This is a genomic window from Pseudomonas sp. UBA2684, from assembly GCA_002354655.1.
In the GTDB taxonomy this organism is placed as follows: Bacteria; Pseudomonadota; Gammaproteobacteria; order Pseudomonadales; family Pseudomonadaceae; genus Aquipseudomonas.
In genome coordinates this window covers 293,831-310,066 of the sequence record DELY01000050.1, presented here as the reverse complement: position 1 = coordinate 310,066, position 16,236 = coordinate 293,831, and the positions used below count along the sequence as shown (strand labels likewise).

General features: G+C 59.4%; 15 protein-coding genes. 8 read left to right on the top strand and 7 right to left on the bottom strand.

Annotated elements, in window-relative coordinates; genetic code table 11:
* Positions 1-23: 23 nt before the first annotated feature.
* The 3 genes from B3M58_RS19135 to B3M58_RS19125 form a co-directional block, all read right to left on the bottom strand.
* Positions 24-287: a PilZ domain-containing protein gene (locus tag B3M58_RS19135; RefSeq protein WP_296221515.1), complete on the bottom strand. Its 264-nt coding sequence runs from the start codon at positions 285-287 to the stop codon at positions 24-26.
* Positions 288-407: 120 nt separating this feature from the next.
* Complete coding sequence (locus B3M58_RS19130; protein ID WP_296221513.1) at positions 408-1,295, bottom strand: lysophospholipid acyltransferase; 888 nt, start codon at positions 1,293-1,295, stop codon at positions 408-410.
* A gap of 45 nt (positions 1,296-1,340) precedes the next feature.
* Positions 1,341-1,898, bottom strand: coding sequence for a DNA-3-methyladenine glycosylase I (locus B3M58_RS19125; protein WP_296221512.1), 558 nt, complete (start codon positions 1,896-1,898; stop codon positions 1,341-1,343).
* Positions 1,899-2,244: 346 nt separating this feature from the next.
* Between B3M58_RS19125 and glyQ the strand changes: the two genes are divergently transcribed.
* From glyQ to B3M58_RS19105, 4 genes are all read left to right on the top strand, one after another.
* Positions 2,245-3,192: a glycine--tRNA ligase subunit alpha gene (glyQ, locus tag B3M58_RS19120; protein ID WP_296221510.1), complete on the top strand. Its 948-nt coding sequence runs from the start codon at positions 2,245-2,247 to the stop codon at positions 3,190-3,192.
* Positions 3,189-5,243, top strand: coding sequence for a glycine--tRNA ligase subunit beta (glyS, locus tag B3M58_RS19115; RefSeq protein ID WP_296221509.1), 2,055 nt, complete (start codon positions 3,189-3,191; stop codon positions 5,241-5,243). Before glyQ ends, glyS begins: the two co-directional genes overlap by 4 nt.
* Positions 5,244-5,336: 93 nt before the next feature.
* Entirely contained in the window at positions 5,337-5,867 is a 531-nt protein-coding gene (gmhB, locus tag B3M58_RS19110; RefSeq protein WP_296221508.1) for a D-glycero-beta-D-manno-heptose 1,7-bisphosphate 7-phosphatase, read from the top strand.
* Between the two features lie 35 nt (positions 5,868-5,902).
* Complete coding sequence (locus B3M58_RS19105) at positions 5,903-6,676, top strand: lysophospholipid acyltransferase family protein (protein ID WP_296221507.1); 774 nt, start codon at positions 5,903-5,905, stop codon at positions 6,674-6,676.
* Between the two features lie 370 nt (positions 6,677-7,046).
* Here B3M58_RS19105 and gyrB read toward each other — a convergent pair whose 3' ends face one another.
* Genes gyrB through dnaA form a run of 4 tightly spaced genes read right to left on the bottom strand, consistent with a single transcriptional unit; the run spans position 7,047 to position 13,172 of the window.
* A complete protein-coding gene (gene gyrB / locus B3M58_RS19100) occupies positions 7,047-9,464 on the bottom strand; it encodes a DNA topoisomerase (ATP-hydrolyzing) subunit B (protein WP_296221505.1) in 2,418 nt (805 codons plus the stop codon).
* Between the two features lie 4 nt (positions 9,465-9,468).
* Positions 9,469-10,572 carry a DNA replication/repair protein RecF gene (gene recF / locus B3M58_RS19095; protein ID WP_296221502.1) on the bottom strand — a complete coding sequence of 368 codons (1,104 nt, stop codon included), beginning with the start codon at positions 10,570-10,572 and terminating at the stop codon, positions 9,469-9,471.
* A gap of 7 nt (positions 10,573-10,579) precedes the next feature.
* Positions 10,580-11,683, bottom strand: a complete 1,104-nt coding sequence (gene dnaN / locus B3M58_RS19090; protein WP_296221500.1) for a DNA polymerase III subunit beta — start codon at positions 11,681-11,683, stop codon at positions 10,580-10,582.
* A gap of 31 nt (positions 11,684-11,714) precedes the next feature.
* Positions 11,715-13,172, bottom strand: a complete 1,458-nt coding sequence (gene dnaA, locus B3M58_RS19085) for a chromosomal replication initiator protein DnaA (protein WP_296221498.1) — start codon at positions 13,170-13,172, stop codon at positions 11,715-11,717.
* A 525-nt stretch (positions 13,173-13,697) separates the two neighbouring features.
* On the opposite strand from dnaA, the gene rpmH reads away from it, so the two are divergent.
* Genes rpmH through yidC form a run of 4 tightly spaced genes read left to right on the top strand, consistent with a single transcriptional unit; the run spans position 13,698 to position 16,231 of the window.
* Entirely contained in the window at positions 13,698-13,832 is a 135-nt protein-coding gene (gene rpmH, locus B3M58_RS19080; protein WP_002551315.1) for a 50S ribosomal protein L34, read from the top strand.
* An 11-nt stretch (positions 13,833-13,843) separates the two neighbouring features.
* A complete protein-coding gene (gene rnpA, locus B3M58_RS19075; protein WP_414704110.1) occupies positions 13,844-14,248 on the top strand; it encodes a ribonuclease P protein component in 405 nt (134 codons plus the stop codon).
* Entirely contained in the window at positions 14,241-14,486 is a 246-nt protein-coding gene (yidD, locus tag B3M58_RS19070) for a membrane protein insertion efficiency factor YidD (protein ID WP_296221495.1), read from the top strand. The genes rnpA and yidD overlap by 8 nt, the downstream gene beginning before the upstream one ends.
* 2 nt (positions 14,487-14,488) lie before the next feature.
* On the top strand, positions 14,489-16,231 hold the full coding sequence (gene yidC, locus B3M58_RS19065; protein ID WP_296221493.1) for a membrane protein insertase YidC: 1,743 nt from the start codon (positions 14,489-14,491) through the stop codon (positions 16,229-16,231).
* The last annotated feature ends 5 nt before the right edge of the window (positions 16,232-16,236 follow it).

Below are 16,236 nucleotides of genomic sequence, written 5' to 3'. Positions count from 1 at the left end.
TTTCCGACTCAGCAGACGGCTGGTCAGCGCTCGGTAAACCGCAGGCCCACGCCTTCGCTGTCGACCCGCATCACTTCCATCTGCAACACCGGCGCCTCGATCGGCAGATCCTGCACCTGGCCAGTGACCAGGGTGCCTTGCGGCAAGGCAGCCAAGGCCGGGTGTTTGACGTAAACGCCGCCATCGGACAGATCGCGGGTTTGTGCCACCAGCTCACCAAAACTCGGGTGACAGATCTTGATCCGACACCTCATCGGCGTACGCGGGTACTGACGCTGGTTGGACATGGGCAGGGCAATCCTCGACCGGGAAGGTGTCGCTTTAATAGCGCAAATTGCTGGCAACGCCCAGCAATAACAATAAAAAGGCGCCAAAAAGGCGCCTTTCTCAACCGACGAATAACCCGGCTAGTACCACTTCGCTTCGCCTTCGGGGCGTTTCTTGAAGCGTTTCATGCTCCACATGTACTGGCTCGGATAGGCCCGCACATAACGCTCGATCACCGAGCTCATGGCGGCAACCGCGGTGTCCGTATCGGTGCTGTACATCTCCTCCGGCGCAGCTTCCAGAATGACCTTGAAGCCCGAGCCATCCGGCAGCCGCAGCGCATGCAGGAACACCCCGCAGGCCTTGCCGCCGCTGAGCATGCCGGCGACGAACTTGCTGGTCAGCGCCTCGGTACCGAGGAAGGGCACGAAGATCCCCGAGGAGCGGCTGGGCTCGGGATCGGCCGGAATGCCCACGGCCCCGCCTTTGCGCACTTCCTTGATGACGCTGAGGATGCCTTCCTTGGTCGACGGCGCCACGCGGTTACCCAGTTGCACGCGTTGTTGGCGCAGCAGGTCGTCGACGGCTTTCAGCTTGGGCGGGCGGTAGAAAATGATCGGTTTGCACTGCGCGCAGTAGAAGTGGTTGAGCACTTCCCAGTTGCCCAGGTGGCTGGTGATGCCGACCACGCCCTTGCCACTGGCCAATGCCTGTTGCAGCACCTCCAGGCCTTCGACTTCACGCACCAGGCCGATGGATTTCTGCGCCGGCCAGATCCAGGCGCAGGCGCTTTCGGTCAGGGTTCGGCCGATATCCATCAGCGCTTGGCGCAGCAGGCGCTGGTGCGCCGCCTCATCCAGTTCGGGAAAGCACTTGCGCAGGTTGATGCTGGCAACCTCGCGTGAACCGTTCGGCAGCTTCCACATCAACCAGCCAATCGCTGCGCCCACCGCCTGTACGGCGCGCCACGGCAGCAAGGCGAACAAACGCAGAAAACCCACCACCAGGGCACCTTTGAGCTTTTCCACAGGCAACTCCAGCCGTTCAAAAGGCGCTTATTGTAACCACCAGAGCTAGCGGCTGGTCAGTTGCACGTAGCGGTCGCAGTCGAGGGTGTGATCCATGACCATGCCGGTAGCCTGCATATAGGCATAACAGATAGTCGGGCCGACAAAGGTGAAGCCGGCCTTTTTCAGCGCTTTGCTCATCGCCTCGGCCTCGGCAGTGACCGCCGGCACCTGACCGCGCTCGCTGAAGTGATTGATCTTCGGCGCGCCGCCGACAAACGACCAGAGCAGCGCCGCCGGGTCTTCCAGCTTGAGCCAGGCCTGGGCGTTCTTGCGCACGGCCTGGAGCTTGAGGCGGTTGCGGATGATGCCGGGGTCCTGCATCAGGGTTTCTTCGATGTACTCGTCCGTGAGCGCCGCCAGGCGCTGCACATCGAAGCCGAACAGCACCTCGCGGTAGCGTTCGCGCTTCTTCAGCACAGTGATCCACGACAGGCCGGCCTGAAAGGCTTCGAGCAGCAGCAATTCGAACAGCACCTGGGGATCGCGTTGCGGCACGCCCCATTCCTGGTCGTGGTAGGTGATATACAGCGGGTCGTCGGAGCACCAAGAGCAGCGTGGCATGCGGGTTTTCCCAGGGTCTGTTGTCGTTTCGTTCGCGGCCGCGCCGGAGCCTGTTTTAGCGCGAGGCAAGGCACGAGACACGAAGTTTGGTTGTTCCAAATGAGTGTCGAGAAACGCAGCATCGCGCTAAAACAGGCCCGGCCCTTCGGGTTGCGCGCAAAATCTCGCCATGCGGTGTTGGAGGACTTGGCAAGGGACCACGCGGACGGCTAGTCCATTACCTGCGTCCTCCGCCTAGCCTGGCGAGATTTTGCGCGGCAACGCGGCTCGCGACGGAACGGCAACAGACCCTAAGCTTCGGTATACTCGCGGACTTTCTGAAGCCGCCAAAGTACGGGTGAAATTCGTGAGCCAGACTACGCCTGCCGTGCGCACCTTCCAAGACTTGATCCTCGCCCTGCAACAGTACTGGGCCGAGCAGGGCTGTGTGGTGTTGCAGCCCTACGATATGGAAGTGGGCGCCGGCACCTTCCACACCGCCACGTTTCTGCGTGCCATCGGCCCCGAGACCTGGAACGCCGCCTACGTGCAGCCTTCCCGTCGTCCGGCCGACGGCCGCTACGGCGAGAACCCCAACCGCCTGCAGCACTATTACCAGTTCCAGGTGGTACTCAAGCCCAACCCGGAAAACTTCCAGGAGCTGTACCTCGGCTCGCTGCAAGCCATCGGCATCGACCCGCTGGTACACGACATCCGTTTCGTCGAAGACAACTGGGAATCGCCAACCCTGGGTGCCTGGGGTCTGGGCTGGGAAATCTGGCTGAACGGTATGGAAGTCACCCAGTTCACCTACTTCCAGCAGGTCGGCGGCATCGAGTGCTACCCGGTAACCGGCGAGATCACCTACGGCCTCGAGCGCCTGGCCATGTACCTGCAGGGCGTCGATTCGGTGTACGACCTGGTGTGGACCGACGGCCAGTTCGGCAAGGTCACCTATGGCGATGTGTTCCACCAGAACGAGGTGGAGCAGTCGACCTACAACTTCGAGCACGCCAACGTCGAGAAACTCTTCGAGCTGTTCGACTTCTATGAAAGCGAAGCCAACCGCCTGATCGAGCTGGAGCTGCCGCTGCCGACCTACGAAATGGTGCTCAAGGCCTCGCACACCTTCAACCTGCTGGATGCGCGCCGCGCCATTTCGGTGACCGCGCGCCAGCAGTACATCCTGCGCGTGCGCGCCCTGGCCCGCTCGGTGGCGCAGAGCTACCTGCAAGCGCGGCGCAAGCTCGGCTTCCCGCTCGCCACCCCCGACCTGCGTGATGAAGTATTGGCCAAGCTGGAGGCAGCAGAATGAGTGCGCGTGATTTCCTGGTAGAACTGGGCACCGAAGAGCTGCCGCCAAAAGCCCTGAAAACCCTCGGTGAGGCCTTCCTCGCCGGTATCGAAAAAGGCCTGAAAGCCGCCGGCCTGTCCTACAGCGCCACGCGCTATTACGCCGCACCGCGCCGTCTGGCCGTGCTGATCGAGCAGCTTGAAGAGCAGCAAGCCGATCGCACTGTCAACCTCGACGGCCCGCCCGTGCAGGCGGCGTTCGACAAGGACGGCAACCCGACTCAAGCAGCATTGGGCTTCGCCAAGAAGTGCGGCGTTGAGCTGAGCCAGATCGACCAGAGCGGCCCCAAGCTGAAATTCAGCCAGAGCATTCTGGGCCAGGCCGCCGCCGGCCTGCTGCCGGCCATTGTGGAAACCTCGCTCAACGAGCTGCCAATTCCCAAGCGCATGCGCTGGGGCGCGCGCAAAACCGAATTCGTCCGTCCAAGCCAGTGGCTGGTGATGCTGTTCGGTGACCAGGTGATCGACTGCGAGATCCTCGCGCAGAAGTCCGGCCGCGTGTCCCGCGGCCATCGCTTCCACGCCAACCATGACGTACGCATCAGCGCTCCGGCCAGTTACGCCGAAGAGCTGCGCAGCGCCTACGTGATCGCCGACTTCGCCGAGCGCCGCGCGCAGATCGCCGCCCGTGTCGACCAACTGGCCGCCGAGCAACAGGGCACGGCCATCGTGCCGCCAGCGTTGCTGGATGAAGTCAGCGCCCTGGTCGAGTGGCCGGTGCCGCTGGTCTGCTCGTTCGAGGAACGCTTCCTCGAGGTGCCGCAGGAAGCGCTGATCACCACCATGCAGGACAACCAGAAATACTTCTGCCTGCTGGACGCCAACGGCAAGCTGCTGCCGCGCTTTATCACCGTGGCCAACGTCGAGAGCAAAGACCCGGCGCAGATCATTTCCGGCAACGAGAAGGTGGTGCGCCCGCGCCTGACCGACGCCGAGTTCTTCTTCAAACAGGACAAGAAGCAGAAGCTGGAAAGCTTCAACCAGCGTCTGGCCAATGTGGTGTTCCAGGCCCAGCTGGGCTCGGTCTATGACAAGGCCCAGCGGGTCTCCGCCTTGGCCGGTTTTATCGCCCAGCGCATCGGTGGCGACGCCACCCGCGCTGCGCGTGCCGGTATCCTCTGCAAGTGCGACCTGGCCAGCGAGATGGTTGGCGAATTCCCGGAAATGCAAGGCATCGCCGGTTACTACTACGCCAAGCATGACGGCGAAGCCGAAGACGTCGCCCTGGCGCTGAACGAGCAGTACATGCCACGCGGTGCCGGCGCCGAGCTGCCGAGCACCCTGACCGGTGCCGCCGTGGCCCTGGCCGACAAGCTGGATACCCTGGTCGGGATCTTCGGCATCGGCATGCTGCCCACCGGCAGCAAGGACCCCTACGCCCTGCGTCGTGCGGCCCTGGGTGTGCTGCGCATCCTGATCGAGAAGCAACTGGATCTGGACCTGATTGAAGCCGTCGGCTTCGCCATCGGCCAGTTCGGCGACAAGATCAAGGCCGACGGCCTGGCACCCCAGGTGCAGGACTTTATCTTCGACCGCCTACGCGCCCGTTATGAGGACGAAGGCGTCGAAGTGGCCGTGTACCAGGCCGTGCGTGCGGTCAGCCCGACCTCGCCGCTGGACTTCGACCAGCGCGTGCAGGCGGTGCAGTTGTTCCGCAAACTGCCGCAAGCCGCCGCATTAGCCGCCGCCAACAAGCGCGTGTCCAACCTGCTGGGCAAGGCCGAAGGCAAGGTGGCAAGCCAGGTCGAAGCGCATTATTTCGACACCCCGGCCGAGTTCGCCCTTAACGCGGCGATCCAGCAAGCCGACCAAGCCGTGCAACCGTTGGCCTTGGCACGACAGTACAGCGCAGCGCTGACGCAACTGGCCAACCTGCGTGAGCCGGTCGACAGCTTCTTCGAAGCCGTGCTGGTGAATGCCGAGAACCCGGACGTGCGCGCCAACCGTTATGCATTGCTGGCCAAGCTACGTGGCTTGTTCCTCGGCGTGGCCGATATCTCGGTCCTCGGCTAAGCCGATCGTAGGATGGCTCGGGCCGCGCAGGTGTACCCATCACCACCTTCCCCGGGTGGCGGCCATCACCGCCATCCGGTTACGGATTACCCGATGAAACTACTGATTCTCGACCGCGACGGCGTGATCAATCACGACTCCGACGCCTACATCAAAACCCTGGATGAATGGATTCCGCTGCCCGGCGCGGTCGATGCCATTGCGCGGTTGTCCAAGGCGGGCTGGACGGTGGCCGTGGCGACCAACCAATCTGGATTGGCCCGTGGCTACTATGACCTGGCGGCGCTTGAAGCCATGCACACCCGGTTACGCCAACTGGTAGCAGAACAAGGCGGCGAACTGGGGCTAATCGTGCATTGTCCACATGGTCCGGATGACGGCTGCGCCTGCCGCAAACCCAAGCCCGGTATGCTTCTGCAAATCGCCGCGCATTACCGCGTCAGTCTGAGCGGCGTGTGGTTTGTTGGCGACAGTAGCGGTGACCTGGAAGCGGCGCGCGCCGTCGACTGTCAGCCCATTCTGGTAAAGACCGGCAAGGGCGAACGCACTCTGGCCAAACCATTGCCAGCGGGCACTCTGGTATTCGATGATCTGGCGGCGGTTGCCGCACAGCTTCTCCACTGATAAAGCAGGCCCTGCCTGCGACGGTAAATGCTCCTATGTCGACAGTGCAGGCCCTCAGAACCTTTCTCTTTTACCTGTTGCTGTCTGCCAGCGCGTTCATCTGGTGCATCCTCAGCGTATTTGTCGCGCCCTTTCTGCCGTTCCGCGCACGCTACCGCTTCGTTATCCAGAACTGGTGTCGCTGCGCCGTGTGGTTGGCCAAGGTGGTGGCCGGCATCCGCTACGAGATCAAGGGCCTGGAAAATATCCCAGAGCAGCCCTGCGTGATTCTGGCCAAACACCAAAGCACCTGGGAAACCTTCTTCCTCTCCGGATTTTTCGAGCCCTTGAGCCAAGTGGTGAAACGCGAACTGCTGTACGTGCCGTTCTTCGGCTGGGCGATGGCCATGCTCAAACCGATCGCCATCGACCGCAGCAACCCCAAAGCCGCGCTCAAACAACTGGCCAAGCAGGGCCATGAGCGATTGGGGCAGGGCGCCTGGGTACTGGTATTTCCCGAGGGCACGCGAATCCCCACTGGACAGATCGGTAAATTCTCCCGCGGCGGTGCGTCCTTGGCCGTCAACGCCAACCTGCCGGTTTTGCCAGTGGCACATAACGCCGGCGAGTTCTGGCCCAAGCAAGGCTGGCGAAAAACCCCAGGCACCATTCAGGTGGTGATCGGTCCACTCATGTACGCCGAAGGCAGCGGCCCTCGCGCGATTGCCGAACTCAACGAACGGGCCTTCCAATGGGTCAGCCAGGCACAACGCGAGATGGGCGCCCTGGACGCAGATGCGGTCCCTAGCGATTCGGTTGAAGTGCTCTGAGCCCAGCTGTGGATAAGCTGTGCAGAAAATACCGGCAGAGTGCCATTTATGCGTCTAAGCCATTAATTTAATACGGCTTTTTAGACAGCCAGTGGTTTGACCAATTCGTGCATAAGTTTTTCAAGGCACTAAAAAGCCGGCCATCTGAACTAACGCCTGTTGATACACACCATTCGCGGCGTCCCCTTCCTGCTACGAGGGGCCCAGAGCGCATATGCATCTGCAAAGGCAGACCAGCACTGCTCATCGTCGCTCAGCGACAGGGAAGGAAGCCTCCCACGATCATCTACCAAGAAAAAGCCCCTGCTGATGCTTATCAACAGGGGCTTTTCTTTTTCAGGCTAATCGCCAGTAACGTTGGCCGAAACCCTTAAACGTCCAGGTTTGAAACAGCCAAGGCGTTGGTCTCGATAAAGTCACGGCGCGGCTCGACTTCATCGCCCATCAGGGTATTGAAGATCTGATCCGCGGCAATCGCGTCTTCGATACGCACCTTGAGCATGCGGCGTACTTCCGGGTCCATGGTGGTTTCCCACAATTGGTCCGGGTTCATTTCGCCGAGACCTTTATAGCGCTGGATGCTGTGACGCTTGGTGCTTTCGGTCATCAGCCAGCTCAGGCCTTCCTTGAAGGTAGTCACTGGCTTCTTGCGCTCGCCACGCTGCACATAGGCGCCATCTTCCAACAAGCTGTTGAGCTGATCGCCAAGACTGGTCACGGTCTTGTAATCGTTGCTGGAGAAGAAATCGCGATTGAAGGTGATGTAGCTGGAGTTGCCGTGGGAAATCAGTTCGACTTCTGGCAGCCACAGGTGACGCTCATGGTCTTCACGCAGGCTGGTCTTATAGACCAGGCCGGACTTCTCCATGGTCTTCAGGCGTGCATCGAACAGGGCTAGCCAGCTGTCCATGGCAGACTTGTCCGCCAGTTGTTCCAGGCTCACGCTCGGCAGATAGACGAAGTGCTCGGTCAGTTCTATCGGGTATAGACGCGACAAACGCTTGAGGGTCTTCATCACCAGGCGGTAGTCATTGACCAGTCGCTCCAGCGACTCGCCAGACAGGCCTGGGGCGCTCTCGTTGACGTGCAGGCTGGCGTCTTCCAGGGCCGACTGGGTCATGTATTCCTCCATGGCCTCGTCGTCCTTGATGTACTGCTCCTGCTTGCCCTTTTTGACCTTGTACAGCGGCGGCTGGGCGATATAGATGTAGCCGCGCTCGACCAGTTCCGGCAGCTGACGGAAGAAGAAGGTCAGCAGCAGGGTACGGATGTGCGAACCGTCGACGTCGGCGTCGGTCATGATGATGATGTTGTGGTAACGCAGCTTGTCGATGTTGTACTCATCGCGGCCGATGCCACAGCCCAGGGCGGTGATCAGGGTGCCAACTTCCTGGGAGGAAATCATCTTGTCGAAACGGGCTTTCTCGACGTTGAGGATCTTGCCCTTGAGCGGCAGGATCGCCTGGGTCTTGCGGTTACGGCCCTGTTTGGCAGAGCCGCCCGCGGAGTCCCCTTCCACGATATAAAGCTCGGACAGGGCAGGGTCTTTCTCCTGGCAGTCGGCCAGTTTGCCCGGCAGCCCGGCGATATCCAGGGCACCCTTGCGACGGGTCATTTCACGGGCTTTACGCGCGGCCTCGCGGGCACGCGCGGCGTCGATCATCTTGCCGACCACAGCCTTGGCTTCGTTGGGGTTTTCCAACAGGAAGTCGGAGAAGTATTTGCCCATCTCCTGTTCCACCGCGGTTTTCACCTCGGAGGACACCAGCTTGTCTTTGGTCTGCGAACTGAATTTCGGGTCCGGTACTTTTACCGAAATAATCGCGGTCAGGCCTTCACGGGCATCGTCACCGGTGGTGGCGATCTTGTGCTTCTTGGCCAGGCCTTCCTGCTCGATGTAGGTGTTCAGGTTACGCGTCAATGCCGAACGGAAGCCGGCCAAATGGGTGCCGCCATCGCGCTGCGGAATGTTGTTGGTGAAGCACAGCAGGTTCTCGTTGAAGCTGTCGTTCCACTGCAGGGCGACTTCGACACCAACACCGTCTTCACGCTGCACGGTGAAGTGGAACACCTGGTTGACCGGGGTCTTGTTGTGGTTGAGGTATTCAACGAAGGCCCGCAAGCCACCTTCGTACTTGAACAGTTCTTCCTTACCGCTGCGCTCGTCTTTGAGGAAAATGCCGACGCCGGAGTTGAGGAACGATAGCTCGCGCAGGCGCTTGGCCAGGATGTCCCAACTGAAATGGATGTTGGCAAAGGTGTCTTCGGACGGTTTGAAGTGAATCTGCGTGCCGGTGACATCACTGTCGCCAACCGTGGCAATCGGTGCCTGAGGCACGCCATGCACGTAGGTCTGTTCCCAGATCTTGCCGCTACGGCGGATGGTCAGGATCAGTTCCTTAGACAACGCGTTGACCACGGAAACACCTACGCCGTGCAGGCCGCCCGAGACCTTGTAGCTGTTGTCATCGAACTTACCGCCGGCGTGCAGCACGGTCATGATCACTTCGGCAGCGGAAACGCCTTCTTCCTTGTGCATATCCACCGGGATACCACGACCGTTGTCGCGCACACTGATCGACTCATCCGGGTGGATGGTGATGGTGATTTCGCTGCAATGACCGGCCAAAGCTTCGTCAATCGAGTTGTCGACCACCTCGAAGACCATGTGGTGCAGACCGCTGCCATCGTCGGTATCGCCGATGTACATGCCAGGTCGCTTGCGTACGGCATCCAGGCCTTTCAAGACCTTAATGTTATTGGAGTCGTACGTTTGGTTTTCGCTCATGCCTTCACTCCCGGTGGTCGTGGGTCTGGGTGATACAGCCATGTTCCACGTGGAACATGGCAACTGGCGTATCCGTGCGCCAGCCTTCCCTCAACAATTCATGGTCTACACAGGTGATGAACACCTGGCAGTGCAAGTCTTCTAACAAACGACACAATGCGCGGCGATGCTGCTCATCCAGTTCTGACGGCAAGTCATCCACCAGATAAATGCACTGACCGCGCTTGGCCTGGTCCACTAAATGGCCCTGGGCAATGCGCAGGGCACATACCACCAACTTCTGTTGGCCTCGGGACAAAATTTCTGCCGCATTGTGGGCTGCCAAGCGTAACCGGAGATCGGCGCGCTGTGGGCCAGCCTGGGTATGACCAATTTGTTGATCGCGGGAGAGGGAAGTGGCCAGCACCTCACTCAACTCACGCTCCTTATCCCAGCCGCGATAGTAGCTAAGGGTTAACCCCTGCAACTCGACCAGCTCACTCAAGGTCTGCTCAAAAACCGGTTTCAACGCCTGGATATAAGCTCGCCGATAAGCGTCAATCTCATCGCTGGCAAGGCACAGTTCACGGTCCCAGGCCGCCTGCGAAGCGGCGTCAAGTGTACCATGCCGTAGCCACGAGTTCCGCTGTCGCAGGGCCTTCTGCAGGCGCTGCCAGGCCGGCAAAAAGCGAGGTTCCACGTGGAACACTCCCCAGTCGAGAAACTGCCGGCGAATTTTCGGTGCACCCTCCAGTAAGCGGAAACTGTCGGGATTGATCAGTTGCAGTGGCAGCGTTTCAGCCAGTTGCGCCGCACTGCGCGCACTCTGCCCGTCGATACGAATCTGGAATTCACCCTGCCGATCACGGGAAATCCCTAAGCTGCTTTGCCGGCCGTCGGCCAACTGCACCTGGCCGAAGACCGTACAGGCAAGTTGCTCGTACTGAATCACCGGGAGTAAGCGAGCACTGCGAAAGGAACGCGCCAGGCCCAGCAGATGAATGGCTTCCAGCAAACTGGTTTTGCCGCTGCCATTAGCGCCGTGGAGGATATTGATACGCGGGGAGGGGGAGAGGGTCACCGGGTGCAGATTGCGCACCGCGGTGACCGTAACGCGGGATAAAGACATTAATGGGTTACAAACGCATAGGCATCACGACATAGGCGGAATCGTCGTTGTCGGCTTCCTGGACCAATGCGCTGCTGTTCGCGTCGGACAGGATCAGACGCACCTGATCGGTGGTCATCACGCCCAGCACATCCAGCAGGTAGCTGACGTTGAAACCGATTTCCAACGCGCTGCCGTTGTAATCCACGGCAATTTCTTCTTCCGCTTCTTCCTGTTCCGGGTTGTTCGCCTGAATTTTCAACAGGCCAGCGGCCAGCTGCAAACGAATCCCGCGGTACTTCTCGTTGGACAGAATCGCCGTGCGGCTAAACGCTTCGCGCAGCCCCTGACGATCGGCCACCACCAGCTTGTCGCCGCCGCGCGGCAATACGCGCTCGTAGTCGGGGAACTTGCCATCGACCAGCTTGGAGGTGAAGGTGAATTCACCCGTGGTCGCCCGAATGTGGTGCTGACCCAGGACGATGCTGACGCTGCCATCCTGTTCGGTGAGCAAACGCGCCAGTTCGAGAATGCCCTTACGCGGCACGATCACCTGATGACGTTCGACCTGTTCGATCGCCGCTTCCATGGAGCACATGGCCAGGCGGTGACCGTCGGTGGCCACGGCGCGCAATATGCCGCTCTGCACTTCCAGCAGCATGCCATTGAGGTAATAACGCACGTCCTGCTGGGCCATGGCAAAGCTGGTGCGCTCGATCAGCCGACGCAGCTTACTTTGCACCAGGCTGAAGGTCAGCGAGCCTGGACCCTCTTCAACCGTCGGAAAATCGTTAGCCGGCAACGTCGAGAGCGAGAAACGGCTGCGACCGGCTTTGACCAGCAGCTTCTGCTCGTCAACGCGAATATCGATCAGCGCATCGCTTGGCAAGCTCTTGCAAATATCCATCAGCTTGCGCGCCGGTACGGTGATCTCGCCCGGCTCAGCGGCGTCTTCGAGGGTCACGCGCCCGACCAATTCCACTTCCAGGTCGGTTCCCGTGAGGGAAAGTTGCTGGCCTTCAACGACCAGCAGCACGTTAGACAGAACCGGCAAGGTCTGGCGGCGTTCCACGACGCCGGCGACCAGTTGCAGGGGTTTCAACAGGGCTTCGCGTTGAATGGTGAAATGCATGGTCTAGTCCCTTGCCTCGTGGAGTTGCGTATTAAGTGGTCAGTGTACGCAGCAGATTCTTGTAGTCCTCGCGGATGTCCGCGTCGGATTCCCTAAGTTCAGCAATCTTACGGCAAGCATGCAATACCGTGGTGTGATCGCGACCGCCGAAGGCATCGCCAATCTCCGGCAAGCTGTGATTGGTCAGCTCCTTGGATAACGCCATCGCCACTTGCCGCGGTCGCGCCACAGAGCGTGAGCGGCGCTTGGACAGCAGGTCGGAGATCTTGATCTTGTAGTACTCGGCGACAGTGCGCTGAATATTGTCGATGCTCACCAGTTTGTCTTGCAGCGCCAACAGATCCTTCAGCGATTCGCGAATCAGCTCGATGGTAATGTCGCGGCCCATGAAGTGCGAGTGAGCAATCACCCGCTTCAACGCACCTTCCAGCTCACGCACGTTGGAGCGAATACGCTGGGCGATAAAGAATGCGGCGTCATGCGGCAGATCGACTTTGGCCTGGTCGGCCTTCTTCATCAGAATCGCCACCCGGGTTTCCAACTCCGGCGGTTCAACCGCGACGGTCAGGCCCCAACCGAAGCGCGATTTCAAACGCTCCTCCAGCCCTTCGATTTCTTTCGGGTAGCGATCACTGGTGAGAATCACCTGCTGGCCACCCTCGAGCAGGGCATTGAAGGTGTGGAAGAATTCCTCCTGGGAGCGTTCCTTCTTGGCGAAGAACTGGATGTCGTCGATCAGCAGCGCATCCACCGAACGGTAGAAACGCTTGAATTCGTTAATCGCATTCAACTGCAACGCCTTGACCATGTCCGCCACAAACCGCTCGGAATGCAGGTAGACCACCTTGGCATTCGGATTCTTGGCCAGCAGATGGTTGCCCACCGCATGCATCAAGTGGGTTTTACCCAAACCCACGCCGCCATACAGGAACAACGGGTTGTAACCGTGCTTGGGGTTGTCTGCCACTTGCCAAGCCGCCGCGCGGGCCAGCTGGTTGGATTTACCTTCTACGAAGTTATCGAAGGTAAAGGTGCGGTTGAGGTAGCTGGTGTGCTTGAGTGCACCCTCCACCTGCACAGAACGTTCGGTGCGCGTGGGCGCCACTGGGGCTGCGGCGCCGGCCATGGGATCAAAACTGGAACGCGAAGGTTCTGCCTGCGCATACGCCTGCTGTTGAGGCGCGGCGATCGGGCTGCTGCTCACGCTTTGCACAGGGCTTGCCGCCACTCGCGGAGCGGCGCTGCGTTTGCTGCCTATTAATAAGGAGAGCGCCGGCACCAGACCATTGGTCCGCTCGGACAACAATTCCAGCAGACGGCTCAAATATTTTTCATTGACCCAATCGAGTACGAAACGATTCGGCGCATAGACACGAAGCTCGTCGCCTTCGGCTTCGACCTGCAGTGGACGGATCCAGGTATTGAATTGCTGAGCAGGCAGTTCATCGCGTAGAAGCTCCACGCACTGCTGCCAAAGTTCCACGGACACGTATATCCCCTAAATCGGAAGCCGGCGAGGCAAAAAACAGCCCTCATTGTAGCCGCCGAGGCCTGAGTTATCCACACGAAATGGCCATCCAGCACAAGGAAAATCAAGGTGTTAATGGCTTTTCAGGCAATGGATCGAGTACGACTAAAGTCTGTGGATAAGCGCACCGCAGGGCAGGGGATAAGCCTGGGTGAAACGCAGTGGAAAACCTGCCTGTGGGTAAAACCGCGTTTCATCCTCAGCTTATGCGCCGCAATCACACAGCCGCAGCACCGCTTTTCGACAGACTTACTAAACCCTGTAAGCCTCGTAAACAGGCAGCTACAGAGGGTTATACACAGGCAGCCTGGGTGCTAAGTATTACAAGCATTACAAAACATCTTTAAATATTCTCTTCTTTATATTTCTTATCTACGAATAAGGGGCTGGTTGGAAATTGACCTGACCCTCGGCTTTCTCTACAATCGCCGGTCTCTTAAAACGGGGGCCATTCCGGCCCGTAGTCGACCACCCAGGTACCGCACCATGAAACGTACTTTCCAACCCAGCACTATCAAACGCGCTCGCACCCACGGTTTCCGTGCTCGCATGGCCACCAAGAACGGCCGTGCTGTCCTGTCGCGTCGCCGCGCCAAGGGCCGTAAGCGTCTCGCCGTCTAAATTTCGGTCTTGTGGTGAGTCGAGACTTCAGTCGGGAAAAGCGTCTGCTAACTCCCCGGCAATTCAAGGCAGTCTTCGACTCCCCTAGCGGCAAAGCTCCGGGCAAAAATGTCCTGCTGCTCGCGCGCAACAACGAGCTCGATCATCCCCGCTTGGGTTTGGTGATCGGCAAGAAGAGCGTCAAGCTCTCGGTTGAGCGCAACCGCCTGAAACGCCAGATCCGCGAATCGTTCCGCCTGAACCAAGACAACTTGGTCGGCTGGGACATCGTAGTGGTTGCGCGTAAGGGATTAGGCGATCTGCAGAATGCCGAACTCGCTCAGCAGTTCGGCAAACTCTGGAAGCGCCTGGCGCGCAGTAAGCCAAGCCCGGAGACCAATGCTCAACCTGGGGTGAACGACAGTCCCCATGCGTAAACTGGCCTTAGCTGCAATCCAGGTTTATCGCTATGCCATCAGCCCGCTGATGGCCAGCCATTGTCGTTTCTACCCAAGCTGTTCTTGCTACGCGCACGAAGCCATCGAGCATCATGGTTTTGTGCGTGGTGGTTGGCTGACCTTGCGTCGGCTCGGCCGCTGTCACCCGTGGAATCCCGGTGGCTACGATCCGGTTCCCCCCGCGAAAAACTCCCGATCCTCTTCGATGGCCGAATAATCATGGATATCCAACGTTCGATCCTGATCGTCGCCCTGGCAATCGTGTCCTATATGATGGTTCTCCAGTGGAACCAGGACTACGGTCAGGCTCCTCTGCCGACTCAGACCGCCGCAGCCACCACTAGCGTTCCGAGCCTGCCAGACAGTGATGTCGCAACTGCCAACAGCAGTGATGACGTACCTACGGCCAATGCAGAAACCAGTGAAGGGAGCGCGGTCGCGCCTGTGGCCGTCAGCGACCAGCTGATCCGGGTAAAGACCGATGTGCTTGATTTGGCTATCGATCCCCGCGGTGGCGATATCGTGCAACTGCAGTTGCCGCAGTATCCACGTCGTCAGGATCGTCCGGATGTACCGTTTCAGTTATTCGATAACGGCACTGAGCGGACCTACCTGGCACAGAGCGGCCTGATTGGCAGCAATGCTCCGGACAAATCCAGCGGACGGGCACTGTGGAGCAGTGCGCAGCAAGAGTACCGATTGGCTGAAGGTCAGGAGCAGTTGGTCGTCGACCTGACGTTGAGCGAAGGTGGCGTCAACTACATCAAGCGTTTCACCTTCACCCGCGGTCTGAATGCACAGTGCTCGACCAGCGAACAACAGCTGAAAAAGCCCGGTTGTGTGGACCCTGCTTCTTACCAGATCAACATCGCTTACCTGATCGACAACCAAAGCGCACAAGCTTGGAGCGGCAACATGTACGCCCAGCTCAAGCGTGACGCCAGTGGCGACCCATCGTCGACCACCGCCACAGGTACTGCGACTTACCTGGGTGGCGCACTGTGGACAGCAGAAGAGCCCTACAAAAAAGTCTCGATGAAGGACATCGACAAGCAGCCGATCAAGGAAACCGTACAAGGTGGCTGGGTTGCCTGGTTGCAACACTACTTCGTGACCGCGTGGATTCCGACGAGCGACAGCACCAACCAGGTGCAAACCCGCAAGGATAGCCAGGGTAACTACATCGTCGGCTACACCGGCCAGGCTGTTCAGGTTGAACCGGGCGCCAAGGCAGAAATTAGCGCCATCCTGTATGCCGGCCCTAAGCTGCAGGGTCACCTGAAAACCTTGTCGCCAGGCCTGGAGCTGACCGTCGACTACGGCATTCTGTGGTTCCTCGCCCAACCGATCTTCTGGTTGCTGGAACATATCCATAGCCTGCTGGGTAACTGGGGCTGGTCGATCATCGTTCTGACCATCATCATCAAGTTGATCTTCTTCCCGCTGTCGGCTGCCAGTTACAAATCGATGGCCCGTATGCGTGCGGTATCGCCCAAGCTGGCGGCACTGAAAGAGCAATTCGGCGATGATCGCCAGAAGATGTCCCAGGCGATGATGGAGTTGTACAAGAAGGAAAAGATCAACCCGCTCGGGGGTTGCTTGCCGATTCTGGTACAAATGCCGGTCTTCCTCGCGCTCTACTGGGTGCTGCTGGAATCCGTGGAAATGCGTCAAGCCCCATGGCTGCTGTGGATAACCGACCTGTCGATCAAGGACCCGTTCTTTATCCTGCCGATCATCATGGGCGCCACCATGTTTATCCAGCAGCAGCTCAACCCGACGCCACCGGACCCGATGCAGGCCAAGGTGTTGAAGCTGATGCCGATCATCTTCACCTTCTTCTTCCTCTGGTTCCCTGCCGGTCTGGTGCTGTACTGGGTGGTCAACAACGTCTTGTCGATCGCGCAGCAGTGGTACATTACCCGCAAGATCGAAGCTGCCGCGAAGGCCGCCGCCGCTTAACCCGC

Bases quoted from the DNA above. Each gene is read 5' to 3' on its own strand.
- B3M58_RS19135 (WP_296221515.1), bottom strand. From the start codon at position 287: ATGTCCAACCAGCGTCAGTACCCGCGTACGCCGATGAGGTGTCGGATC.
- B3M58_RS19125 (WP_296221512.1), bottom strand. From the start codon at position 1,898: ATGCCACGCTGCTCTTGGTGCTCCGACGACCCGCTGTATATCACCTAC.
- glyS (WP_296221509.1), top strand. From the start codon at position 3,189: ATGAGTGCGCGTGATTTCCTGGTAGAACTGGGCACCGAAGAGCTGCCG.
- gmhB (WP_296221508.1), top strand. From the start codon at position 5,337: ATGAAACTACTGATTCTCGACCGCGACGGCGTGATCAATCACGACTCC.
- B3M58_RS19105 (WP_296221507.1), top strand. From the start codon at position 5,903: ATGTCGACAGTGCAGGCCCTCAGAACCTTTCTCTTTTACCTGTTGCTG.
- gyrB (WP_296221505.1), bottom strand. From the start codon at position 9,464: ATGAGCGAAAACCAAACGTACGACTCCAATAACATTAAGGTCTTGAAA.
- recF (WP_296221502.1), bottom strand. From the start codon at position 10,572: ATGTCTTTATCCCGCGTTACGGTCACCGCGGTGCGCAATCTGCACCCG.
- dnaN (WP_296221500.1), bottom strand. From the start codon at position 11,683: ATGCATTTCACCATTCAACGCGAAGCCCTGTTGAAACCCCTGCAACTG.
- rpmH (WP_002551315.1), top strand. From the start codon at position 13,698: ATGAAACGTACTTTCCAACCCAGCACTATCAAACGCGCTCGCACCCAC.
- yidD (WP_296221495.1), top strand. From the start codon at position 14,241: ATGCGTAAACTGGCCTTAGCTGCAATCCAGGTTTATCGCTATGCCATC.
- yidC (WP_296221493.1), top strand. From the start codon at position 14,489: ATGGATATCCAACGTTCGATCCTGATCGTCGCCCTGGCAATCGTGTCC.